20 protein-coding genes and 1 pseudogene are annotated in these 23,704 nt (G+C 43.8%); 6 read left to right on the plus strand and 15 right to left on the minus strand.

The genetic code is table 11. From position 1 onward, the window contains the following. Positions 1-34: 34 nt before the first annotated feature. The 13 genes and pseudogenes from JMY05_RS04835 to JMY05_RS04895 all read right to left on the minus strand — a co-directional run bounded on the left by JMY05_RS04835 (position 35) and on the right by JMY05_RS04895 (position 12,795). Positions 35-1,324: a TRAP transporter large permease gene (locus JMY05_RS04835; RefSeq protein ID WP_201614309.1), complete on the minus strand. Its 1,290-nt coding sequence runs from the start codon at positions 1,322-1,324 to the stop codon at positions 35-37. After that, positions 1,321-1,848 (minus strand): TRAP transporter small permease, encoded by a 528-nt coding sequence (locus JMY05_RS04840; RefSeq protein WP_201614311.1) that lies wholly within the window; start codon positions 1,846-1,848, stop codon positions 1,321-1,323. Before JMY05_RS04840 ends, JMY05_RS04835 begins: the two co-directional genes overlap by 4 nt. A gap of 171 nt (positions 1,849-2,019) precedes the next feature. Further along, on the minus strand, positions 2,020-2,664 hold the full coding sequence (locus JMY05_RS04845; RefSeq protein ID WP_201614313.1) for a 3-oxoacid CoA-transferase subunit B: 645 nt from the start codon (positions 2,662-2,664) through the stop codon (positions 2,020-2,022). After that, positions 2,661-3,335: a 3-oxoacid CoA-transferase subunit A gene (locus JMY05_RS04850; RefSeq protein WP_201614315.1), complete on the minus strand. Its 675-nt coding sequence runs from the start codon at positions 3,333-3,335 to the stop codon at positions 2,661-2,663. Before JMY05_RS04850 ends, JMY05_RS04845 begins: the two co-directional genes overlap by 4 nt. Before the next feature lie 45 nt (positions 3,336-3,380). After that, positions 3,381-4,569: pseudogene (pobA, locus tag JMY05_RS04855) on the minus strand (4-hydroxybenzoate 3-monooxygenase). A gap of 75 nt (positions 4,570-4,644) precedes the next feature. Beyond that, positions 4,645-5,277, minus strand: coding sequence for a protocatechuate 3,4-dioxygenase subunit alpha (pcaG, locus tag JMY05_RS04860; protein ID WP_045447497.1), 633 nt, complete (start codon positions 5,275-5,277; stop codon positions 4,645-4,647). 3 nt (positions 5,278-5,280) lie between these two features. After that, positions 5,281-6,009: a protocatechuate 3,4-dioxygenase subunit beta gene (gene pcaH / locus JMY05_RS04865; RefSeq protein WP_201614317.1), complete on the minus strand. Its 729-nt coding sequence runs from the start codon at positions 6,007-6,009 to the stop codon at positions 5,281-5,283. Positions 6,010-6,085: 76 nt separating this feature from the next. Further along, positions 6,086-7,258 carry an alpha/beta fold hydrolase gene (locus tag JMY05_RS04870; RefSeq protein ID WP_045447494.1) on the minus strand — a complete coding sequence of 391 codons (1,173 nt, stop codon included), beginning with the start codon at positions 7,256-7,258 and terminating at the stop codon, positions 6,086-6,088. Then, complete coding sequence (pcaF, locus tag JMY05_RS04875; RefSeq protein WP_201614319.1) at positions 7,258-8,469, minus strand: 3-oxoadipyl-CoA thiolase; 1,212 nt, start codon at positions 8,467-8,469, stop codon at positions 7,258-7,260. Before pcaF ends, JMY05_RS04870 begins: the two co-directional genes overlap by 1 nt. A gap of 245 nt (positions 8,470-8,714) precedes the next feature. Next, positions 8,715-9,494, minus strand: a complete 780-nt coding sequence (locus JMY05_RS04880; protein WP_045447491.1) for a class II aldolase/adducin family protein — start codon at positions 9,492-9,494, stop codon at positions 8,715-8,717. A gap of 12 nt (positions 9,495-9,506) precedes the next feature. After that, entirely contained in the window at positions 9,507-10,421 is a 915-nt protein-coding gene (locus JMY05_RS04885) for a TauD/TfdA dioxygenase family protein (RefSeq protein ID WP_201614321.1), read from the minus strand. 116 nt (positions 10,422-10,537) lie between these two features. After that, the gene (locus JMY05_RS04890; protein WP_045447489.1) at positions 10,538-11,590 is read right to left on the minus strand and encodes a TRAP transporter substrate-binding protein; all 1,053 of its coding nucleotides are present in this window, start codon (positions 11,588-11,590) and stop codon (positions 10,538-10,540) included. 416 nt (positions 11,591-12,006) lie between these two features. Beyond that, a complete protein-coding gene (locus JMY05_RS04895) occupies positions 12,007-12,795 on the minus strand; it encodes an IclR family transcriptional regulator C-terminal domain-containing protein (RefSeq protein WP_045447487.1) in 789 nt (262 codons plus the stop codon). 34 nt (positions 12,796-12,829) lie between these two features. On the opposite strand from JMY05_RS04895, the gene JMY05_RS04900 reads away from it, so the two are divergent. The 3 genes from JMY05_RS04900 to JMY05_RS04910 all read left to right on the plus strand — a co-directional run bounded on the left by JMY05_RS04900 (position 12,830) and on the right by JMY05_RS04910 (position 16,590). Beyond that, positions 12,830-14,191 (plus strand): lyase family protein, encoded by a 1,362-nt coding sequence (locus JMY05_RS04900; protein ID WP_201614323.1) that lies wholly within the window; start codon positions 12,830-12,832, stop codon positions 14,189-14,191. A gap of 107 nt (positions 14,192-14,298) precedes the next feature. After that, a complete protein-coding gene (locus tag JMY05_RS04905; protein ID WP_045447486.1) occupies positions 14,299-15,345 on the plus strand; it encodes a TRAP transporter substrate-binding protein in 1,047 nt (348 codons plus the stop codon). 96 nt (positions 15,346-15,441) lie between these two features. Next, complete coding sequence (locus JMY05_RS04910) at positions 15,442-16,590, plus strand: NAD(P)-dependent alcohol dehydrogenase (protein WP_045447484.1); 1,149 nt, start codon at positions 15,442-15,444, stop codon at positions 16,588-16,590. Positions 16,591-17,101: 511 nt separating this feature from the next. On the opposite strand, the gene JMY05_RS04915 is transcribed toward JMY05_RS04910, so the two are convergent. Continuing rightward, positions 17,102-18,001 (minus strand): ShlB/FhaC/HecB family hemolysin secretion/activation protein, encoded by a 900-nt coding sequence (locus tag JMY05_RS04915; protein ID WP_201614325.1) that lies wholly within the window; start codon positions 17,999-18,001, stop codon positions 17,102-17,104. A gap of 156 nt (positions 18,002-18,157) precedes the next feature. Here JMY05_RS04915 and JMY05_RS04920 point away from each other — a divergent pair, with 156 nt between their 5' ends. Further along, positions 18,158-18,469 (plus strand): helix-turn-helix domain-containing protein, encoded by a 312-nt coding sequence (locus JMY05_RS04920; RefSeq protein WP_045447482.1) that lies wholly within the window; start codon positions 18,158-18,160, stop codon positions 18,467-18,469. A 4-nt stretch (positions 18,470-18,473) separates the two neighbouring features. Next, entirely contained in the window at positions 18,474-19,733 is a 1,260-nt protein-coding gene (locus tag JMY05_RS04925; RefSeq protein ID WP_201614327.1) for a type II toxin-antitoxin system HipA family toxin, read from the plus strand. Positions 19,734-20,077: 344 nt separating this feature from the next. On the opposite strand, the gene JMY05_RS04930 is transcribed toward JMY05_RS04925, so the two are convergent. Next, a complete protein-coding gene (locus JMY05_RS04930; RefSeq protein ID WP_201614329.1) occupies positions 20,078-21,694 on the minus strand; it encodes an NAD(P)/FAD-dependent oxidoreductase in 1,617 nt (538 codons plus the stop codon). Positions 21,695-22,278: 584 nt separating this feature from the next. On the opposite strand from JMY05_RS04930, the gene urtA reads away from it, so the two are divergent. Then, the gene (gene urtA / locus JMY05_RS04935; protein WP_201615349.1) at positions 22,279-23,589 is read left to right on the plus strand and encodes an urea ABC transporter substrate-binding protein; all 1,311 of its coding nucleotides are present in this window, start codon (positions 22,279-22,281) and stop codon (positions 23,587-23,589) included. Positions 23,590-23,704: the final 115 nt, after the last annotated feature.

Here is a 23,704-nt window from a genome sequence, read left to right on the forward strand (position 1 = left end):
TCATGAATCATGCGAGGTACTCAGACGACAAGGTCTAGCTCAGAAGTACCAAAGATATCGCTGGGAAAGCAATTAAAACCACCAGTCGAACCAAGTCCGATACAATAAAGGGGGCAACGCCGCGAAACATATCAGCGAGCTTGATGTGCGGTGCAGCCGCCTTAATCACAAAAATATTCATGCCCATTGGCGGGGTAATCAGCCCAAGCTCTACTGTCAATACAGCAATAATACCGAACCAAACTGGGTCAAACCCCAATGCCAAAATAATCGGGTATACCACAGGAATAGTAATAACCAGCATGGCCAAGGCATCCATAAACAGTCCAAGCACAAAGTACATGAACAAAATACAGATCAAGACGACCATAGGACTAACGGCTAAACCGCCAATCCACGATGCCAACGTATTAGACATCTGTGACACAGAAATAAAGTAACCTAGCGCTTCTGCACCTAGCAGCATAAAGAACACGACTGCAGATAAGGCCAAGGTTTCTGTTAACGAACGCTTTAACCCATCGATTCTCATGCCTTTAACAAAGGCGTAACCCCAAGCAGCAAACGCGCCAACCGCAGCCCCTTCAGTAGGCGTAAATATCCCAAAGAAGATACCAGCAATAATGACGATGAAAATAAAACTAAAAGGTATGAGACCCGTCAATGATAGTATCTTGGCTTTCCATGGCGTTCGTTCGCCGCGGGATGCCAAATGTGGCTTCCAACGCACCATAATCATGACAGTGATTGAATACATGACCATGCCTAAAATACCAGGCAAAAACCCAGCGATAAACATATCACCGACTGACTGCTGCGTTAAAATCGCATAAACCAGTAGAGCAATACTGGGCGGAATCATGATACCAAGCGTGCCACCTGCGGCCAAAACCCCACAAGCAAAGCCTGGCTGATAACCGTATTTTTCCATTTGCGGCAATGCCACTCGCGCCATTGTCGATGCGGTTGCTAAAGATGACCCTGAAATCGAGGCAAAGATACCCGATGAGCCAATACCTGCAATACCAAGGCTGCCTCTAACACCACCAAAAATAGTTCGTGTTGAATCAAAAAGCTTACCTGCCATACCAGAATGTGTCGCAAACACGCCCATCAAAATAAACAGAGGAATGGCACTAAAATCATATTTTGCCAACACATCAACAGGGATGTCTTTTAGCATCTGTAGAGCGCCACTTGGTGCAGTCACAGCACCAAATCCTACTAACCCAACACCTAGCATGGCAAGTGCCACTGGCACTCGTAACATCACCATCACAATCATGCACAACAAACCGATCGCACCAATAATTTCTGGACTCATGCGCCTGTCTCCTCGGCGTCATAAAACTCGCCAGTTTTAAAAATAGTAATAGATTCGATAAGTGCACGAATGGCGAGTAAAAGACTCAAAAAGGCACTGATAAGATAGATGGGCATCATAGAGACTCGAAGGTCTTGTGTTACCTTGCCGTACTCTAACGCATCAAAAGCACTCTCATAGAGCCCCCATGCAAAAACGAGACCTATCAAGAAAAACCCCATCATAAAAGTGCCCATCATGTAGCCTTTGATAGACTGCGGCATTTTTTGGGTAAAAATATCAACAATGATTTGAGAGCGTTCGACATACGCGGCACAAGCGGCCAATAAAGAAAACAGCATGAAATAAGAGACAATCTCTACGCTGCCCTTCACCGTGAATCCAACCTCACCACCAGTGAGCTTGAACACATAGCGAGTCACCACGTCTATCATAGTGGCCAAGACAATGATAATAAGACTGATGCCGCCAATAAATTGACATAATTTAGAGATTCCCTGACTGAGCTTTACCAATGGTGTCATTTGATACCTCCTAGCTCGCTACGTACTGCCATGCTATGGCCAGAGAAATTAGAGATCGCAGGCAATAGCGCCTGCACCTCTCTAAAAGAGAGATGATGATTCATCATTGAGTCCTTTCTTGATGGGTAAATATTTTTGTATTGGTAGACTGTAATCGCGGGTTTTTTGGTACTAACCTATGAGCTTCGCACCTGTTTTGGCTTGTAGCGCATCAAAGGTCAGACCTGCCACCATCTCACGGACAACCAAGCCTTGCTCAGTCACATCAATGACGGCCAAATCGGTATAGATTCGATTGACGCATCGTTCACCTGTGATAGGTAATTTTAGAGTCTTGACAATTTTTGGCTCACCATTTTTGCTGACATGATCCATGATGACGTAAACTTGTTTGGCACCAACGGCCAAATCCATAGCGCCGCCAACAGCCGGAATGTCATTTTCTCGACCCAAAAACCAATTGGCAATATCACCGTTTTCGGCAACTTCAAACGCGCCTAGCACGCACAGGTCAATATGGCCACCTCGTATCATGGCAAAAGAGTCGCCATGATGAAAATAACTGCCGCCTTTCAGCAAAGTTATGTATTGCTTACCTGCATTGATGAGATCACCATCCTCTTGACCCTTTTCAGGGGCAGGGCCCATACCCAAAACACCGTTTTCACTGTGCAAAAAGATATCTTTGTCTTTTGGTAAAAAGTCAGCCACTCGGGTTGGTTGGCCAATACCTAGATTGACATACATTCCCTCTTTGATATCTTGGGCAACGCACTGAGCAATCTCATCAACGGAACGCGGTTTATACTCACTCATGATGCTTCTCCTTGAATACAAACGACTTCATGTACAAAGATACCTGGGGTAACGATGTGTTCAGGGTCAAGTGCGCCCAGTTCCACCACTTCACTGACTTGGGCAATCGTGTGGTGTGATGCAGCTGCCATAATGGGGCCAAAATTACGTGCCGCTTTGTGATACGTTAAATTGCCCCAGCGGTCTCCCTTAAAAGCTTTGATGAGGGCAAAATCTGCTTTGATGGGGTATTCTAGTACATAGTTTTTGCCATCAATAACCCGAGTCTCTTTGCCCTCGGCCAGCAGTGTTCCGAATGCGGTTGGTGTGTATATTGCGCCAAGGCCGCTGCCTCCAGCTTGCATACGGGCCGCCAATGTACCTTGCGGCACTACTTCTAGCTCAATTTTACCTGCTCGGTATAGATCATCAAAAATATGTGAGTCGTGCTGGCGCGGAAAAGAGCAGATGATTTTTTGTACACAGCCTGATTTTAGTAATAAGGCCAATCCTGTTTCACCGTTACCTGCGTTGTTACTTACAATCGTTAGATTTTTAGCATTACGGGCAATCAGCGCATCAATCAATTGCGCGGGCTGACCAGCCAAACCAAAACCACCGATCAAAATGGTTGCCCCATCATTGATATTGCTCATGGCTTCGATGGCAGAATCTGTCACTTTATTTAACATTGCATCGTCCTATATAAAAGAGTTGAATCGCTAAATCAGACAGGTTTACTCTAAAGGCTCAACAGGCAATCCAACGTAGTTTTCAGCGATAGTCGCCTTCCCTGCTTCTGAGTTGATAAAGTATTCAAACTCAGCCTGTTGTACGCGAAAATCAAAACGTTCGCTGCTTTCGAAACGGTGTAACAGCATAGTCATCCACCATGAAAAACGGACCGACTTCCAAACACGGGCTAGACAGATTTCTTGATAGCGTGGAATCAGATCAGTCCGCCCTTCTTCATAGATTTTTACAAATAAACGAAACGCTGTTTCTACATCACTGGCGGCAAGGTTCAAGCCTTTAGCCCCTGTTGGCGGTACGATATGGGCCGCATCTCCCAATAAAAACAACTTACCGTATTGCATGGTTTCACACACATAAGAACGTAGTGGCGCAATGCTCATGTCCAGCGCAGGACCAGTCACTAGACGTTCTGCCATTTTTGGTGGAATACGGCGCTTTAGCTCATCCCAAAACATCTCTTCAGTCCAATCCTCAATTTTGTCGGTATTTGGCACTTGTATGTAGTAGCGGCTTCTGGTTGGGGAGCGCATAGAACAAAGCGCAAACCCGCGTTCATGAGCGCAGTAGACCAGCTCATCGTTAACGGGCGGCGTCACTCATCAGTCCCAACCAACCAAATGGATAAACCTTTTCAAACTCTTCTAGCTTATCGGCAGGAATAGATTTGCGTGAGACACCGTGGAAGCCATCACACCCAGCTATATAGTCACAATCTAAGCGGCATAATTGCCCATTAAGCTCATAGGTGGCATAAGGATTGTCTGATTCAAGATCGTGCAGCTCGACGTTGTCAGCCTCATAGACCGTCACACCGCCAACCGTCTTACGCGCCGCCATCAGATCACGAGTCACTTCTGTTTGACCATATACCGTGACATGTTTGCCGCCACTATATTTTTCTACATCTATTTGATGATGCTCACCTTGAAAGCTAAAATCAGTGTGCGTATGAATCAAACCTTCTGCATCCATACGTGCGCCAGCACCTGATTCACGAATCAGGTCAGTCGTCCCCTGCTCTAGTACTCCCGCACGGATACGGCCTAATACATACTCTGCTGTTTTACGCTCTAAGATAACGTTGTCGATGCCAGCCTTGGTCAGTAGTTGACCAAGTAATAACCCTGATGGCCCTGCGCCAATAATAGCGACTTGAGTTTTATAATTCATGAAATCCCTCTCATTACTGCATACATTGCGATTGTTGATTGAATAAATTGACTGTGTGTTATTCAGTGCACCGACTTAAAAGTCAAAGAATACGGTTTCACCATCCCCTTGCAAATAGATATTAAAACGATAGCGAGGTTTGCCAGCGCTTGGCTCTTTCTTAGCGATTAAAGTTTGACGGCGCTCAGTAGATGGCACACTGTTTAAAATGGGGCAATTGGCATTGGCATCTGGCTCATCATCAAAATAAGCACGGGTTTGCAAATGTAAGTTGATACCACGCGCAAAAATAGCGATATTAATGTGCGGTGCCATGGGTTTGCCATGCTGACCATCAAAAGCCACTTGTCCAGGTTTAACCGTATTGAAATGAAAATCGCCATCTAATGCACAAGCACTACGGCCAAAACTGGTGAATGGTTTTTTATTGTCAAATTCACTAATGTAGTGGCCACTGCTATCTGCTTGCCATATTTCGATGAGCGCATCGCGTACTGCATCACCATTGCCATCGTACACATGGCCAACCAGCTCAATGTGCTCACCGACTGCATCTGCTTTGGCCAAGTCTTGCCATATTTCATCTGAGCGCGACTCAAACCCGGCGATTTCTAATGCCAAACCAATATGAACGAAAGGCCCTGCTGTTTGGGATGCGGTCTCGCGCAGCAAACCACTGTCATCTTGCAATTTGTATTGACTGTACATGGGTTACTCCTCAAAGTAGGTTTGTAATGCGCCGCGGACCACAATGTCAAAACGGTACGCTAAGCAATCCATTGGCTTACTCATGGTCATATCTAGACGGGCAATCATCGTCTCGACTGCTTCTGGGTCTTTTAACACTTGTACAATAGGACACAGTGGAATAAGTGGATCACCTTCAAAGTACATTTGGGTAATCAAACGGGTTGAGATTGAAGGTCCCATGACTGATACGTGAATGTGTGCTGGACGCCATGTATTAATGCCGTTTGGCCATGGGTAAGGGCCTGGGCGCACAGTGCGAAATCGATAACAGCCATCTGCATCTGTGATGCATCTGCCGACCCCGCCAAAATTAGGATCTAATGGTGCCAAATAACCGTCTTTCTTATGACGGTATTTGCCGCCAGCATTTGCTTGCCACATCTCAACTAAGGTATTTGCAACTGGCTTGCCAAACTGATCAATCACACGGCCGTGCATGATGATACGCTCGCCGATAGGTAGACCGACTGGTGCACCTTCTGTCCTAAAGTTCATGAGTAAGTCGTTGTCATATTGACCAATCTCTAGGCCATTGAACACAGGGCCACTGCGCTCAGAGACGCTAGATTTTTGGATACTGACAAATGCTTGGCGCGGTGAACGTGCCACCGATGTTTTGTAACCTGGGGTATACTGCGCAGGTTGCCATGTCCGATCACGCGGTAAAAAAGAAGGATATTTATGGTTCATTGCATTGTTCTCCATTGCGATAAAGCAAATTTATCAATAACGTGTGCTTGTTGATTTAATGCTGTTAAATGCGACATTAAAGAAGCGCATCGCCCCAGCCATTATCTTTGGCCATAGAAAATGCATGATTGGCCGCAGGCACACCGCCATAAATCGACACATGCATAAGTACTTGGCGCAGCTGATTTTCGTTAATGCCCAAACGCTTTGCCGTACGCAAATGTAACCCCAGCTCGCCATCACGGCCAAGCGCCGCCAATATTGCAGTGGTAATCATGCTGCGTTGTTGCACTGTCAAGCTGCTATCACCCCATAGCTCACCCCATGCCGTACGGGTGATAAACTGCTGAAACGGGCTATCTAAAGTGTTGGCATTTTTGGATGCTTTTGCCACATGCGCCTCTCCCAAAATGCGTTTACGCTGCTTCAAACCTTGCTCATAACCAATGCCAGTTTCGCCAACCGATGTACGCTCTACATTACGCTGCATATAGTCAACCAGCTGCTGCGATGCTTCAACAGATGGCACATGACCCACCTCTTCCAATATGGTCAATGTTGCAGTAGTAAATGCTGTTTGTAGCACTTTGAGCGTGGCAGGCGGTGTCGACACATCTTGAGCGCCGCCCAACAACGCAACCATACCAGCATAGCCCACTAGGTTGTCACGGTTATCGACTTGTGCCAATGCCTCACAAAGTTTGGCATAGCTTTCATTATCATTGCGTGATAACTGTACTTGCCATCCTTGTAACACCTCAGGGTTTTGTTCGACATAGCTTTGTGAAAACCAGCGCGGCGTAATCGCTTCTGCCATCTCAGTCAGCCCCAAACGGCGAACATTGTCCGCACGCTCAGCCCATGCCTTTTTAGTACCAATCACCGCGCCCGTATTGGTCAGCCATACTTGCTCTAAACGCTGTGGCGCTATTTGGCATAAGTGTTGACCAATGACGCCGCCAATGGAGGTACCAATAAAACTAAAGCCTTCAATATCTAGGGCATCTGCTAGTGCCAGTGCATCATTGGCAAGCAGCGCTATTGATAAGTCTTCTGTCGCCACACCACTACTGCCATGCCCTGGCAGATCCCAACGCACACAGCGATAATGTCCGTGTAATTGGTCACACACCTCATCCCATACTGCATGGCTCATGCCCAATGGATGCGCCATCAATAAGGCGGGTAAGTAGGTTTCGCCACTGTCTTGGTAAGCAATGAGATGCGCTACTGTTGCTAAAAATGCCATTATTCTGCTCCTACTCGTGAAACCACCAAGGCAATTCCCTGCCCAACGCCAATACACATGGTACAAAGTGCACGGTCTTTTTTGGTGTGCTGTAATTCATGGATAGCTGAAATCAAAATGCGGGCGCCTGATGCGCCAAGCGGATGACCCAAGGCAATGGCACCGCCTCTAGGGTTGATACGCGCATCACGGTCATCAAGACCCAACTCGCGTGAACATGCCAATGCTTGCGCAGAAAACGCTTCGTTAAGCTCAATAATATCAATATCATCTAAGCTAAGATTGAGACGTTTGAGCAATTTTTGAGTGGCAGGCACTGGGCCAATGCCCATGATAGTCGGTAACACGCCAGCGGTTGCCATGCCCTCTATTTTTGCAACAGGCGTTAAACCGTATTTTTGCACGGCTGCTGCACTTGCGATAAGCATGGCAGCAGCCCCGTCATTAATACCAGAGGCATTGCCTGCGGTAATCGTGCCGTTTTCGTATATGGGACGTAGCTTTGTTAATGCTGCCATATCGGTATTGGGGCGTAGGTGTTCATCAGTATCAACAATGAGCGGTGTTTGCTTACGTCTTTCAATAGTAATGGGGGTGACTTCAGCGTTCAAGCGCCCGTCACTCTGTGCTTGGGCAGCTTTTTGCTGCGACCATAAAGCAAATGCATCTTGGTCGTCGCGTGAGATGTTGTATTTGTCTGCTAGGTTTTCTGCGGTACGCGGCATTGCTTCTGTGCCATACACGGCATCAAGCTTTTTGTTGATAAAGCGCCAGCCCATGGTAGTGTCTTGTAGTGTTTTACTGCGGTCATAGGCTTTTTCGGGTTTACCAACCACAAAGGGGGCACGGGTCATCGACTCCACGCCACCTGCGAGGGCCAACTCCATCTCACCACTCACGATTGCACGAAAGGCCGTTCCCACTGCATCAAGACCTGAACCGCACAACCGATTGATGGTGGTTGCTGGTACTTTTTCTGTCAAGCCTGACAACAATCCACTCATACGTGCAACGTTACGGTTGTCCTCTCCGCTTTGGTTAGCACAGCCCATAAAGCTGTCTTCAATGGCACTATGGTCAAAGTCAGGCGCATCTGCCAGTACTGCCTTAATAACTTGTGCCAACAAATCATCAGGGCGAATATCAGCTAGCGCACCGCCGTAACGCCCAACCGCTGATCGTTTTGGATGACAAATATAGACTGCTGTCATGGCTCTCTCCCTAGAGATAAGGTTAATACAACTCATCGTTATGATTTAACAAATACTATTTTGTTCTATATCAGAATTATTGTTCGTATAGTGAATTAATTTATACCTTTTGCTGGTATCTGTCAATATCAAGCACTGGTTTTCTTAAAATAAAAAACCCATGCATTACCATGGGTTTTTATCGCCATCAACACACTCATTAATAGGCATAAACTGATAGCACAGTGCATATCAATAAGAGGGTGCTAACGTATCCAGTTAGTGTCCATCCGATTCATCAAGCGATAGTATGCAGGCCATTCGGGCAATCTAACCTGAGCGCCCGCTTGCGCCTCACCCCCCTCAAACTGCTCTCTTGTTTTGCTCATGGCGTCTGCACTCGCTTGTAACAACTCGCCACCAGAAGCCATGGCTTTCAGCTGAACCTGACAAGCTTGTATCATTTGGTACATTCGCATAAATGCCCATGCCACATCAGGACCAGTGGTTATAACGCCATGGTTATTAAGCATGAGCGTGTGGTTCTTTGTGCCAATAGAATCTACAAGCCGCGCCTGCTCCCTCTCATCGAGCACAATGCCTTCGAAGGGATGGTAACCCACTCGCTCATGAAAGATATAAGCTTCTTGAAACAGTGGTATAAAACCACATGCCAATGCACTTACTGCCTGCACATCAGTGTTATGTGTGTGCATCACACAATGCACATCGGGGCGACCTTTATGAATGGCAGTATGAATCACATTGCCCGCTTTATTGACAGGATATGGCGAATCATCAAGCTTGTTACCATCAAAGTCTATTTTTACAAGATTTGAGGGCGTGATTTCACTATATAAAAGGCCAAAGGCATTAATCAGCAAATGCTCTGTGCCAGGTATGCGGTATGAGATATGATTATAGACCTGTGTTGTCCACCCATAGTAGTCTACCATTCTATAGCATAACGCCAGTTCTATTCTGGCTTGCCATTCAACATCACTGTAACCTATAGGCGTTACTATCGAGTCAAAAATATCTTTCATGGTGTTATCCTTTTATTGTGGTTTTTCGCCCATGACGACAGCACGATACATCTCTCTTCTGTGACCATCATAATCATTAAATGCTTGATGCAGACAGATTCTGTTGTCCCACATTATCACCGTATTGTTATACCATTTTAATCGGCAGACAAAAGACTCTTGCGTGGCAAAACCAGATAAAAAATCCAACAAAGGCCGTGACTCTTCTTCTGTCATGCCCTCTATGCCACAAGCATAGGTTTTATCGACATATAGCGATTTTTCTCCTGAGACTGGATGGGTTCTGACCAATGGGTGATAGGTACCTTCTATCATCTTTTGGGTATCTACATCCAGCTCAAGGCTACCGAGCTCACTCGCTTTTTTTGATTTTCGCTCAGCCTGCATAGAGGCAACCACATGTTTGGCACTCATCCATACTTTGAGTGGGTCTATCATTTTTTTCATGGCGGGGCTTAAACTGTTATACGCCAATACAGAGTTCGCAAATAGTGTATCGCCGCCATAAGGAGGCATGTCTTTACCATAGTTGATGGCAATGGCAGGTGGACGGTCTAAAAAAGCAGAGTCTGTGTGCCAACCACTACCGAACACCATTTTGGTCTCAACTGTGGCCTCTTTGATGACCGGTTGAATGTTCTCGTGACCAACTACCCCTTTGGTATAAGCATCTGTACCAAACTCACCAAACCTCAGGGTTACATTCTCATGATCTGTAAAAGAGAGCGTTTGATCTCTAAAAAAAATCAGCTTGTGTCGATACAGCGCTGCTTCAATTTCGGCAAAAGCCTCATCTGTTAGATTGCTTAAATCGACACCTTGTATTTCCGCCCCCATCGCAGCTGCCAAAGGAACTGCCGTAATATGCTTGTAGTCTCTTGCACTGTTATCAAAGAGACCCGTTGGGTGTGTGATGTTTTTCATCATGTTAATCCTTTAAAATTTAGTAAAAATTGATAATAGGGTTGAGATGAGTATAGCCGTCCTAAGACTGAGACCCCGATAGGGTTCACAGTCATTATGACCACTCACCTAGTCATGAATTAAACATTGCAGCTCTCACTGACGGTTTTTACTTTTTCGTACACACCATCAGCATCTAAGCCCAAAGCCTTAACATCTTTCAAATATTTTTGAGTACCTTTCATTAAAGGGCCTCTCCAGTCAGGATCATTCAGCGGATCAGGGATGTCAATCATCGTATGCCCGGCTGCTTGTGCCTCTGCTCTAAATTTGGCATCTTCTTTATCGGTAATTTTACCCACCAAATCGGCCATGACTTTGCCTGAATTGTCATCTAAGACTTTTTTGAGATTATCAGGAAGGTTGTCATATTTGTTTTTGTTCATCGTCACCAGTAACGCTGAATTATAAAAGGGAATGTTGGTATGGGCTTTGGTTAACTCTAGCAGTCGAAAGTCACCGGTTGGCTGCCAAGGAAAGCTGAGGCCATCGATCACGCCGCGTTGTAAGGACGTGTATAAATCATTTGCTGGCAGGCCGACTGGTGTACCGCCTGTGACTTCAATGATATCACCTGCAATGGCAGAGGGACGGCGGATACGCTGACCTTTCATGTCAGCAGGGACACGAATCGGTTTATACACTGTATGAATCGCTGCAGGGCCTGCACCCATCATAAACAATAAATGCGTGTCTTTATATTCACTGGCAATGGTGCCATCATCATAAAGCGTCTGTAGAATGCAGCCCATTTGCGTTGCAGAATTAGAAAGCCCTGGAAGCTCAGCAATTTGAGTCAACGGAAAACGACCAGCCGTATACCCATGTGCTTGAGAGCCAATATCAATGATACCTTTAGCAGCAGAGTCATACATGGCTTCAGGTTTACTCAATGTGGCTGACGGATAAATCTCGACCTTCAGTTGACCATTGGATTCAGTTTCAATTTTTTTGGCCCACGGTTCAAACACCTCAACATGCATCGCAGAAGTGGCAGGCCAAAAGTGTGAAAACCTTAACACAGTGGTGTCAGGTTTAGCACTTGTGTGATCTGCTTGACCCGAGCAACCTGCCATACCTAGTGCTAATGCAATTAACACAGACATGCCTTTGATCTTGAATTTGCCTTTCATTGCGTTATCTTCCTTGAATATAAATGATACGTCAGTCAGCTTGACGGCTATTAAAGCAGCACTGCCATCCTTGGCTTTATGATCAATAATTAGTGTGTTTATTAACAGTTATTCATCTTTATAAAGCACAAAGATGAATAACTGTTAATAATGACGCCTATGTATTCTACGAATATGATATATTGTTCTTAATTAGAATTAGTGTTCATATTATGAACTAAGCTATACGTTTTTTATTATAATGTCAATAATTTATTTTTTTGGCGCTTGCCATTGTTTTGAATGAGAAAAATCAGCCTATTAAGGCTAAATTTTCTATGTTTCACTTAAGTAAAAAATAAAAAAAGGCTGTCAGCGCTTGATATCAAATAGCGTTGACAACCTTTTTCTAATGACGATCTAATATATTTTCTATACTAGATATAGTATGTTTGTATTTTTTCGGCACAGTCACGTAATAGTGGTAAAAACGTTTCAATCAAAACGTCTTGAGAGATACGCATGGCATTAGTACTGATATTAATCGCCCCGATCAGCTCATTGTTTGATTTATAAACAGGCAGTGCCAGTGAGCGCAAACCTGAATCCAACTCTTGATCGACAACCGCATATTGCTGTTTTTTGGCGTCTTTTAGCATTTGTGCAAATATTTTAGGATCAGTAATGCTGTTGGGTGTGTGTGCGCTTAGCTCAAGGTTACTCAGCTGCGCCTCAAGCTCTTCTTGAGGCAAGTTGGCAAGGATAATACGCCCCATAGACGTATAAGCAACGGGCAACCTTGTGCCAATCGCTATAGCAATAGACAACAACCGATGCTGAGCAGCAGAACGGGCAATATAAACTATTTCATCACCGTCTAATACGGCAAATGAACAAGACTCCCCTGTTTGTTCGGTCACACGCTCTAAGTAAAATTGAATAATGTCGTGATGATGCACACTGCTCAAGTAGCTGGCGCCAAGACTCAGCGTTTTAGGTGACAATTTAAACTGGCGCTTATCTTTATGGACGTAACCAAGGGCATGCAAAGTCAACAGATAGCGTCGTGCTTTTGCTCTATCCATATTGGTGCGTTCAGCCACTTCGCTCAATGTCATTGTCGAGTGGTTTTCATCAAACGTCAGCAATACGCTCAGACCACCTGCAAGAGAGGCGACGAAGTCTGGACTATCAGAAGATATTTTCTTATCTTGTTTCATAGGCATACTATTTTATACTTACCAAAACTAGGGATTTTAAATGAAAATCAATCGATTAATCAATCAGCCTTTTGTACACCCCAGTATCTCTGACGACTTATCTGACCGTCTGTTCATCCAAGCGATGCTAGATTTCGAGCTAGCCATAGTCTCGGTGCGAGAAAAAAACCACCTAGTACCGCACAATACACATCAGCAATCTAAGCAGGCATTGGCGTTGGATTTGTTTGATATCGATGTCATCAGTGCGCAAACTTATTTAGGCGGCAATGCTGCCATTCCCTTTGTGGCTCAAGCCAAAGCCTTATTACCCTCAGATATAAAGCCCTACTTTCATCAAACGCTGACCAGTCAAGATGTCATTGATACCGCGATGATGATGATGTTAAAAACTGCTTTTCAACGTATTAACCAAGATTTGATAGTAGCGCTTAAAGCTTGTGGTCTTTTGATTGAACGGCATGATACAACCCCTATGTCTGGCAGAACACTGATGCAACAAGCGTTACCCATCACTTTTGGGGCAAAAGTCTCACAGTGGGCAGTCTCCTTGATGGCAGTCGTTCCCAATTTACAGAAAATAGAGCAATCGGGGTTTTATTTGCAATGGGGCGGTCCTGTTGGCATGAGTGACGAACAAAATGAACAGCATGACTTGCCGCAGCAAGTTGCCGCATTGCTAGGCTTATCCGTACCGTTACTCCCTTGGCATACCAATAGACAGCCTATTCATACTATCGCATCTACATTAGATGCCTGTGCAGGCGCAATGGAAAATATCGTCGAAGACATTGCTCTTATGTGCCAATCTGAGCTGGGTGAAGTATCCGAGCCTGCCATTGCTGGTATGGGAGGGTCATCGTCAATGCCTCACAAACGAAACCCAGTATTATGTGCCTTAATCAAAGCAGCGACATTAAGAATGCACGGGCATATGAGCGTGATAAGCAATACAACTGCACAGCCCTTTGAGCGCGCATTAGGACAATGGCATGCCAGCTGGGTTCCTTTAACCGAAGGGGTTGCTTTGGTGGCAGGTGCTGCTTCTTATCTAAAAACACTGTTGCAGGATTTACAAGTCTACCCTAAACGCATGGATGCCAATTTGGATTTAAACAGCGATGCCTACCTCATCAAAAACTTGCAGCACCATTTTGAAGCAAATGAAGATCAAATCTATCCATTAATCGCACAGGCCAGTCATAATGCACACCTTTATCATCAAGGGTTTGTAGCAAGTTTTTTGCCACTACTAGCAGCAGCGTCACCGTCTTTGCATGATGACCCTGCTCTACTGAATGTCTTATCTCCGCTAAATTATTGCGGTGCAGCACATAGGCAATGTCAGGTAGTCATAAACGCTATTGAAAAAATACTATCAGATACGAATTTAATAGAGTAAAAACCAAAGCTGCAATCTGATTGACAGCAAAGTAAAAAAAGCGTATTTTAATTCACAATGCGAACATAAATTCTTATCTAGAACAAACATCAAAAAAGGACCTTATGATGACAAAGATGCTCCCAATCAGTTTGGCACTGACCGCAATGATTGGTTTCACTGGCTGCTCGCCATCAAACGACTCGGCAACAGCAAATGCTGCTGAAACGACCACTTTGCGTTTCTCGCATTTTTGGCCAGCCACAGCAGCGACCCATACAGAAATCTTTGAACCTTGGGCCAAAAAGATTGAGCAAGAATCAGGCGGTCGGATCAAAGTTGAGCTTTATCCTTCAGCAACACTGAGTAAACCTGATGCCACCTATGATGCCACTGCCAAAGGCACTGTTGATATAGGCTCCCAGCTTCAAGGCTATACCAATGGACGCTTTCCATTGACCCAAGTGGCAGAACTACCAGGGCTTTCTAACTCAGCAACCCAAATGAACTGTATGCTCCAAACTTTATATGACGATGGAATGATAGCGGATGAGTATAAGGACACCCATCTATTGTTTATGATGGGTACAGGCCCAGGCGGCATGCACACCATTGATAAAGCCATTCGCACGCCAGATGATTTAAAAGGCTTGCGTATGCGTCGTCCCTCTGCCATTGCAGGCGATATTATTGAAGCGGCAGGCGGCACGCCAGTAGGCTTACCTGCGACGGATATTTATACATCATTGCAACGCGGTGTGTTAGATGGATTAAGTCTGCCGTGGGATGCAACAGGGTCTTTTAGACTGATAGAGCTAACCAACACTCACACTAATATCCCTTTCTATAGTTCCGCTATTATGGTGACGATGAATAAAGACAAATATAACAGCCTACCGGACGACCTCAAAAAAGTCATTGATGACAACTCAGGCATGCAAATGGCAGCAGCGGCAGGCAAAGTATTTGATGCAGAAGATGCAAAATATATGGCAGAAGCCAAAGCTAAGGGTGACACGATGATAGACATTCCAGACCCATTAAACGATCCAAAATGGAAAGGTCCGTTAGAAGCGGGTACTCAAAAGTACCTAAAAGATGTCACAACGCTGAATTTAGACGCACAAACAGTGTATCAAAAAGCCAAAGAAGCCAGTGCTGCTTGTCAGTCTTAATCGCTCCACATTATTTTCGTCAATATTGCTATTGTTAATAAAAACCGAAAAACGTATGACTCTAGCATCTTTAACCAGTAACTCAGAGGAATCACCATGACACAAACAACCCATACTAGCTACACGGCAGCAGTGATTCGCCAAAAAGGTGGGCCATTTCAAATTGAGCAAGTCAAAACGGCTACTATACAAGATGATGAAGTGTTGGTACGTGTTGTTGCAACCGGCATGTGCCATACTGACATGATCGCCCGAGATCAAGTTTTCCCTGTTCCGCACCCAATAGTACTGGGGCATGAAGGCTCTGGCGTTGTTGAGTCTATCGGCAGTAAAGTAACAGACATCGCTATTGGCGACCATGTTGTTATGACTTTTTTAAACTGCAATAAATGTAACTCTTGCCATGAAGGTCACCCTGCTTATTGCGAAAACTTTAATCAGTATAATTTTTCTGGTCAAAGAGTTGATGGTTCTCATGCCTTAATTGCAAGCAACGATACCGAACTGAATGATCGATTCTTTGGTCAGTCATCGTTTGGTCAGTATGCTGTAGCAAATGCGCGCAACGTTATCAAAGTTCGCAAAGATGCACCACTTGAACTACTGGGACCTTTAGGCTGTGGCATTCAAACAGGTGCAGGCACCGTCATGAATGCACTCAAAGTAACAGCTGGTTCTAGCTTCGTTGCGTGGGGCGGCGGTGCCGTTGGGCTATCAGCAGTAATGGCAGCCGCAGCAATCGGTGCTACGACGATTGTCGCAGTTGATATTGTGCCTTCACGATTAGAGCTGGCGCTTAAACTGGGTGCTACCCATGTTATCAATAGCAAAGAGGAAGACGCAGTCGCTCGCGTTCAAGAAATAACCGGCGGCGGCACACAGTTTGCGATGGATTCTACGGGTATTGGTCTACTAGTCTCAAATATGATTACCTCATTACGCCCTCGCGGCATCGGAGCTATTGTTGGCGCCTCAAAGCCTGGCACAACAGCCACGTTAGATCTGACCGATGTCATGCAAAACTGCAAAAAGCTGATTGGTGTGGTTGAAGGTGACAGTGTGCCAAGCACTTTAATACCAGCGCTGGTAGATCTTTATATGGCGGGTAAATTCCCGTTCGATAAACTAGTTAAATTCTACGATCTCAAGGACATTAACCAAGCAGCAGAAGACAGTGAGAAAGGCATCACTCTTAAGCCTATCGTTAGAATGCAGTCAGATGATATTCTTACTACAAGTCGATGAAACAGATTAGATAATCCTATTCTATGATTTAAACGCTTTTACTCTATAACAATATTACTCATTCCAAAACACTTGAATTAAACTTGGAATAGGTATGCTAATAACTAGTTCTGAATGAGCGGGTTCAGGCATTTCTGTTATTCATGATGGTGAGGCATATTTATTTGATATAAGACAAAGTACGGTAAAACGCGCTATTTAGTGCTTGGAAAACTATAGCTGCATCTAACACGGTCTATTCATCATCGGATTACTCAGACAGTTGATTAAAAACCTACTCCTACACTAAATATTTGTATTTTTGATCTGTTTCTCAACGACTGCAATATACGAGCCAGAACATAACTGCTTAGGTGATGATGACTTCGCTATCGAGGGACTGAAAATCTGATTATAACGAACGTATAAACTTACTTTTAGATATTAAAAACATAAAAAAAGGTTGCCAATGCTATACCAAATATAGCCTCGGTAACCTTTTTTAATTTGGAATTTTACTTAGGTGGTATTGTTAACATTGGGGTTTGTGGTTATAAGATAGGTATAACAAATCGTTGTGCCAGGTTGGATTGTCTAGTGATAGCGTGACATTACCTTGATAGACAGCTGTACTTTCCTGCCCTGAGTCATCAACAGAGGCAGACAGACGCCAGCGCTTGTCTTGCTGCCATTTGACTTGGATATCACTGTAACCAGGCTCGCTCATTCGATTGCTAGGTGCAATAGAGAAATCTGTGTCAGCGGTTGGTACGCGCTTAAAGTTTTCTAGTGACTGCTCGATATCACGGACATTAAGCAAATCACCAGACTGCATTGGCATGGCAGGGGCAAAGTTGGCGGGGTTGCCGCTATTATCAATATAAACAGGACGACTGGCTTGAACATCGACAGCGGTGATTTGATCAATACGACCGGGAATGAGGGTAAGCGTCAAGTCACCAAATTTGAGGTTTTGGTTTTGTACCAAAACGCGCGTGGTGACGTAACCTTTTTCGATAATCCGGTTCTGTACATTGGTGACCAGCTGGTTGATATCATTGACTGATAGACAGCTACCCAGTAGGGATGATTTGCCTTTGGTATAAGGCATGAGTGCGAAAGTAAATTTTTCGCTCAGCTCACCTGTTAGGTAAATATGGTCGATATCGAAACAAGGGGTTGAAGCGGCATCAGCGCTCTGAGAACTGGTTGGTGCTATAGAAGTGGAAGGTGCTTGTTGATACGTATCGGTATTTATATTGACATTGGGCTTAACCAATTGTTGCTGTTTTAAGGCTTCACTACGCTGCTCTTGGTACTGTTCAGGCGTAATCGCATTGGCATTGACACCCATACAAATGCTGATAATACTGACCGTTAAAAGGCTTAAAGTGTGGCCAGCTATATCTTTTCTCAAAATATTTGTATACATAAGTCCACTATTTTTATAGTAAAAGAATTACGTATAGGACAAGTACTTATTGCAAGTATTTTTTTATAATTATTAGATTTATAATAACAAGCATTCATATTTGAATTATTAAGTGCTAAAATAGTAGTTTAACACTCTTATATGATCGATTAAACTATGGATATAAGGTTTGATTTTTATACGCCAAGTGAAATCTCCAAAATTTTAGGTGAACGCTTAAAAACGCAGCGACTGGCATTAAACTTAACACAAGCGGCTCTAGCAGATAAGGCTGGTACTGGCATCAGTACGGTTGCTCGTATTGAGTCTGGTCAAGGCGGTACACTAGATAACGTGATTCGACTCGCTATGGCTCTTGGCATGGTAAATCACTTTTCTGAATTGTTTGATGTATTACCTACCAATATAGAAGATGTTATCGCTAAACAAAATCCACGCTTGCGCGCATCAAACAAAAATGGCGAATGACGCTATGTATCAACCGATATCAGTTGTCAATATTTACTACCAAGGATTTAAAGACAAACGCCTTATCGGTAAATTAACGATGGATGGACGACGCCCTACCTTTGGCTATGATGCGGCGTGGCTGGCTGATGGACTGGAGCTGTCACCAATTGAGATGCCCTTACGATCAGCGCCCTATTATGGTGCTCATGCGTCCAGTCATTACCTATGCGGATTATTGTCAGACAGCTTACCTGATGGTTGGGGAATGCTGCTAATGGATAGGTTCTTTCGAAAAACAATGCCTCATGCTGCGCCAATCAATGTCTTAGATCGCCTCGCTTATATTGGTAATTCAGCAATGGGAGCGCTTAGTTTTGAGCCGCAACAAGATCTATTAGACGCTGATATCGACATCACTGATTTTACTTTAGCCAAACTGGCCGCTGCCAATCAATCGATTTTATCTGGACAAGATAGTGACATATTGGCTGAGCTCATCGTCATCGGTGGCTCACCACAAGGTGCAAGACCAAAAGCACTTATCCTATATGATGAAGCAACCGAGTTTATTGCTACTGATTTAACCAGCGAACAGCCATCCGCAACGCCGTGGCTGATCAAGTTCCCTGCCCAATCTGAGCATAAAAGCGTTTGTCTCTTAGAATCACTTTATGCTGATAGGGCTAAGCAAGCAGGCCTAAACATGCCTGCGCATCATTATTTTGATATCGGTGAAAAACATGCTGCTTTTGGGGTTGCGCGTTTTGACCGCATCGGCAATCAACGCGTTCATACTCATACGCTAGCAGGTTTATTAGACATTGATTTTCGCATCCCATCACTAGATTATCTGCAGTATTTACGCTGCGTGCGTATGTTGACCCAATCACAAGTTGCTGTAGAATCAGCTTTTAAACATACAGTATTTAACGTCATCTTTAACAATAAAGACGACCATAGCAAGAACTTCTCTTTTATGATGGACAAGGCTGGCAGGTGGTCGTTATCGCCCGTTTATGATCTCGCTTATAACTCAGGTATGAATGGTTATCATCAGATGGACATAGCAGGTGAAGCTCAGCATCCTACCCTTTCATACTTATTAAAGTTGGCTAAACTTGCTGATATTAAGCAAAATAAAGCACAAGCTATTATTGATCAGGTAGCATCAGTTGCTGAAGATTTTTTGACTGTTATTAGAGACCACAACATCGAGAAAGAATTATCAAATCAGGTCATTCGTGATATAAAAGCCAATATCAATCGGATGGCAAATCAATAGACCATAGGAAGTTGTTAAATTTGTTGTTAAAATTAATACATACAGACCAAAAACCCTTATACAAAAAGACTTTTAATCAGTTAGTCGTTGCGTGGTGGGCGCACCATCAAACATTGTCAAAAGTAATCAAAAGACCTCACAGCCTATCAGTTGTGGAGTCTTTCAATGTCTTATCGCATCATAACATTGTATAACTTACGATGCATTTTCATACAGCATACCTTCAACACACAAAAAAGCCTTTCAAGCTATTAAGTATAAAGCTTGAAAGGCTTTTTCGATCGCATATTTTTATCTAGGTAAGCGTTTTAATATTAGGATTTGCTTACCGTTTAGAGCCGCTCTTACTCTATGTTCAACATCGATTTTGCCACGGCTTCTGCCACTTTAATACCATCAATCCCTGCTGACAATATGCCACCTGCGTAGCCAGCGCCTTCGCCTGCAGGGAATAAGCCTTCAGTGTTAATGCTTTGGAATTCTTTATTACGTTTAATGCTAATGGGTGACGATGTTCTGGTTTCTACGCCAGTGAGTAACCCATCATCAGATGAAAATCCTTGGATTTTTTTATTAAACGCTGGAATGGCTTCACGTATGGAATCCACGGCAAAGTCAGGTAACGCTTTGCTTAAGTCAGTTAAAGTAATGCCCGGTGTGTACGAGGGTTTTACATCGCCTAACTCTGAGTCTGGTTTGCCTTTTAAGAAATCACCAATGGTTTGCGCTGGTGCACTGTAGTCTTTGCCGCCTAATTCAAACGCTAAAGTTTCTAGTTGTCTTTGTAATTCGATACCAGCAAGAGGATGGTTTGGGTAATCTCGCTCTGGGTCGATGCCTACCACAATAGCACTGTTGGCGTTACGCTCATTTCTTGAATATTGGCTCATGCCGTTAGTGACAACACGGCCTTCTTCTGATGCTGCGGCAACCACGGTTCCACCTGGACACATACAAAAGCTATAAACAGAACGACCATTTTTACAATGATGAACCAGTTTGTAATCCGCAGCGCCAAGTATCTCGTTTCCAGCATTGTCACCAAAGCGTGCTTGGTCTATGGTTGACTGTTTATGTTCAATCCTAAAGCCAATCGAGAAAGGTTTTGCTTCAATATACACGCCTTTATCATGGATCATTTGAAAGGTATCGCGGGCGCTATGACCAACAGCAAGAACAACATGGTTAGTTTTTAATATTTCGCCAGTATTAAGTGTCACGCCAGTTACTTTTGAGTCAGTGATGTGCAAGTCGTCTACGCGAGTAGCAAAACGGACTTCCCCACCGAGTGCTATGATCTCGGCACGCATTTTTTCTACCATAGTGACTAACTTATAAGTACCTATGTGCGGCTTACTGACAAATAAAATTTCCTCTGGTGCACCAGCTTTTACAAATTCAGTCATAACTTTACGGCCATAATGATTGGGATCTTTCACTTGGCTATATAATTTACCGTCAGAGAAAGTACCTGCTCCGCCTTCACCGAATTGTACGTTAGATTCTGTGTTTAATTTACGCTGACGCCAAAAGCCAAAAGTGTCTTTGGTGCGTTGTCTGACTTCATTACCACGTTCAATGATAATGGGTTTAAAACCCATTTGAGCAAGGGTAAGTGCTGCTAATAAACCGCAAGGTCCAAAACCAATAACAACAGGACGTTCAGTTAAATATTTTGGCGCTGTACCTACATATTTGTAGCTGGTATCAGGTGTTGCTTTAACATGGTTGTCTGACTCAAATTGAACCAGTAAATCATTGGTTAAATCTAAGTCGGTCAGTGTGATGTCTAGCGTATAAATTAATTGGATATTTCTTTTATTACGAGCATCATAACCGCGTTTAAACATCACAAATGACGCCATTTGCTCAGCAGAAATTTTAAGTTTTGTCGTTATAGCCGTCGTTAGATCTTCAGGTGCATGATTTAATGGCAATTTAATTTCAGTTAAACGTATCATTGGTTACTCATAAACTCGTGTAGAAAACAGTCTCGCATTTTACTGGTACTGATACAAATAAGCGAATAAATATTTTACTTATGCAGGCTAAATTTACGGATTCTTCAGCATAGATCAGTACCCTATTATAAAAACTAAATGTCTGACCTCACCCCAAGCTAGCTACCAAGCCTAATGGCTAACGTGCTTTAGTCAAAAATAAACCCTACCTTTAGTTGAGTTAACATCATTTAGTACGTTTGCTTCTTAACTTCCTTCTGTTCACACTTCCTGACCTCAAAAAAACATCGCTTCTAATGTCGTCATTTTTTATACCGCTTTAGCATTTCTTAACCAGACATAAATGGTGCATAGAGCAACCTAAAAATCAATTATGGTGCAAAAAATCACCATAGCTCCTGATAAAGACCAATATTGGTGCATTTGTCTTGTATTTTATATTGGCATAGATATTGAAGTATTAATCATAGTTAGGAATGGCTCGTTCACTCGGCCTACCAGGCTGCTATTTTATCTTTTTGGAGAAATATATGTCTTTATTGCCAACGCTTATCACTGCTACTCCTATAAGTACAAATTATCGTATCGACTCAAAATTGACGTCACGTTTGTCTCTGCTAGCAGTAGCTGTTGTCGGCAGCTTAAGTCTTATAGGTTGTCAAAAACCTGCGGAAACCAGTGCAGAAACCAATTCTACAGCCACAAAAACGGACACCTCTGAGACGGCTGCTACCTCTGTGGCAGATGGTGACACCATCAAAGTTGGTATCTTGCATTCTTTATCTGGAACGATGGCCATCTCTGAAACATCATTAAAAGATACTGCGCTAATGACCATTGATGAAATTAATGCCAATGGCGGTGTGTTAGGTAAGCAGCTAGAGCCAATCGTCGTAGATCCCGCTTCTGATTGGCCGTTATTCGCTGAAAAAGCACGTCAGCTATTAACTCAAGACAAAGTGGATGTGATATTTGGGGGTTGGACGTCGGTGTCACGTAAGTCAGTGCTGCCTGTCGTTGAAGAACTAAATGGTTTGATGTTTTATCCGGTGCAGTACGAAGGTCAAGAACAATCAGAAAATATTTTCTACACTGGTGCTGCACCTAACCAACAAGCCATTCCTGCCGTTGAATATTTGATGAGTCCAGAGGGCGGTAATGCAGAACGCTTCGTTTTACTTGGAACAGACTATGTTTATCCTCGGACTACTAACCAGATACTGCGTGCTTTCTTAAAATCTAAAGGAGTCGCTGAAACAGACATCATGGAAGAGTACACCCCTTTCGGTTTTAGCAACTATCAGACAATCGTTGGCAATATTAAAAGCTTCTCTACTGGTAAGAAGACGGCGGTTATCTCTACCATTAATGGGGATTCAAACGTACCCTTTTATCGTGAACTTGCCAACCAAGGTATTAAAGCCTCTGATATCCCAGTCATGGCATTCTCAGTAGGAGAAGAAGAGCTTCGCGGTATCGATACCAGCTTATTGCAAGGGCATTTGGCGTCATGGAACTACTTTATGTCGGTTAAAAATCCTGTCAACAGCGACTTCACTAAAAAGTATAAGAAATATGCGCTGGATCATAAGCTACCCAATGCTGACAAAGTCGTTACCAATGATCCTATGGAAGCCACCTACGTGGGTATCAATATGTGGAAACAAGCAGTCGAAAAAGCTGGTACTACTAATGTCGATAAAGTGCGTATTAGTATGGGAGGTCAGACTTTTGACGCGCCATCAGGGTATACATTGAAAATGGATGAGGAAAACCATCATTTATGGAAGCCTGTCATGATCGGTCAAATCCGTGCCGATGGTCAGTTCGATGTGATCAGCAAAACGCCAAAAGTCATTCGTGCTGAGCCATGGAGTCAGTACATCCCTAAATAAGGTTGTGGTCACCTAAGCCGTAATCCTTAGCCCCTTAATGGTATCAAAACCAGCAACCCTTTAGCTCCTCTACTGATAAAACAGTTTTTAGTAGAGGTTAAAGGAGTGTTGACTG

The organism is Psychrobacter sp. JCM 18902 (assembly GCF_904846615.1).
Classification (GTDB): Bacteria; Pseudomonadota; Gammaproteobacteria; order Pseudomonadales; family Moraxellaceae; genus Psychrobacter.

What these genes read in the sequence shown, in the direction of transcription:
- JMY05_RS04900 (WP_201614323.1), top strand. Translation starts at nt 12,830, where the DNA reads ATGAAAATCAATCGATTAATCAATCAGCCTTTTGTACACCCCAGTATC.
- JMY05_RS04910 (WP_045447484.1), top strand. Translation starts at nt 15,442, where the DNA reads ATGACACAAACAACCCATACTAGCTACACGGCAGCAGTGATTCGCCAA.
- pcaH (WP_201614317.1), bottom strand. Translation starts at nt 6,009, where the DNA reads ATGAACCATAAATATCCTTCTTTTTTACCGCGTGATCGGACATGGCAA.
- JMY05_RS04920 (WP_045447482.1), top strand. Translation starts at nt 18,158, where the DNA reads ATGGATATAAGGTTTGATTTTTATACGCCAAGTGAAATCTCCAAAATT.
- JMY05_RS04915 (WP_201614325.1), bottom strand. Translation starts at nt 18,001, where the DNA reads ATGTATACAAATATTTTGAGAAAAGATATAGCTGGCCACACTTTAAGC.
- JMY05_RS04890 (WP_045447489.1), bottom strand. Translation starts at nt 11,590, where the DNA reads ATGAAAGGCAAATTCAAGATCAAAGGCATGTCTGTGTTAATTGCATTA.
- pcaG (WP_045447497.1), bottom strand. Translation starts at nt 5,277, where the DNA reads ATGTACAGTCAATACAAATTGCAAGATGACAGTGGTTTGCTGCGCGAG.
- JMY05_RS04845 (WP_201614313.1), bottom strand. Translation starts at nt 2,664, where the DNA reads ATGAGTGAGTATAAACCGCGTTCCGTTGATGAGATTGCTCAGTGCGTT.
- JMY05_RS04930 (WP_201614329.1), bottom strand. Translation starts at nt 21,694, where the DNA reads ATGATACGTTTAACTGAAATTAAATTGCCATTAAATCATGCACCTGAA.
- JMY05_RS04925 (WP_201614327.1), top strand. Translation starts at nt 18,474, where the DNA reads ATGTATCAACCGATATCAGTTGTCAATATTTACTACCAAGGATTTAAA.
- JMY05_RS04840 (WP_201614311.1), bottom strand. Translation starts at nt 1,848, where the DNA reads ATGACACCATTGGTAAAGCTCAGTCAGGGAATCTCTAAATTATGTCAA.
- pcaF (WP_201614319.1), bottom strand. Translation starts at nt 8,469, where the DNA reads ATGACAGCAGTCTATATTTGTCATCCAAAACGATCAGCGGTTGGGCGT.
- JMY05_RS04905 (WP_045447486.1), top strand. Translation starts at nt 14,299, where the DNA reads ATGACAAAGATGCTCCCAATCAGTTTGGCACTGACCGCAATGATTGGT.
- JMY05_RS04850 (WP_201614315.1), bottom strand. Translation starts at nt 3,335, where the DNA reads ATGTTAAATAAAGTGACAGATTCTGCCATCGAAGCCATGAGCAATATC.
- JMY05_RS04835 (WP_201614309.1), bottom strand. Translation starts at nt 1,324, where the DNA reads ATGAGTCCAGAAATTATTGGTGCGATCGGTTTGTTGTGCATGATTGTG.
- JMY05_RS04885 (WP_201614321.1), bottom strand. Translation starts at nt 10,421, where the DNA reads ATGATGAAAAACATCACACACCCAACGGGTCTCTTTGATAACAGTGCA.
- JMY05_RS04895 (WP_045447487.1), bottom strand. Translation starts at nt 12,795, where the DNA reads ATGCCTATGAAACAAGATAAGAAAATATCTTCTGATAGTCCAGACTTC.
- JMY05_RS04880 (WP_045447491.1), bottom strand. Translation starts at nt 9,494, where the DNA reads ATGAAAGATATTTTTGACTCGATAGTAACGCCTATAGGTTACAGTGAT.
- JMY05_RS04870 (WP_045447494.1), bottom strand. Translation starts at nt 7,258, where the DNA reads ATGGCATTTTTAGCAACAGTAGCGCATCTCATTGCTTACCAAGACAGT.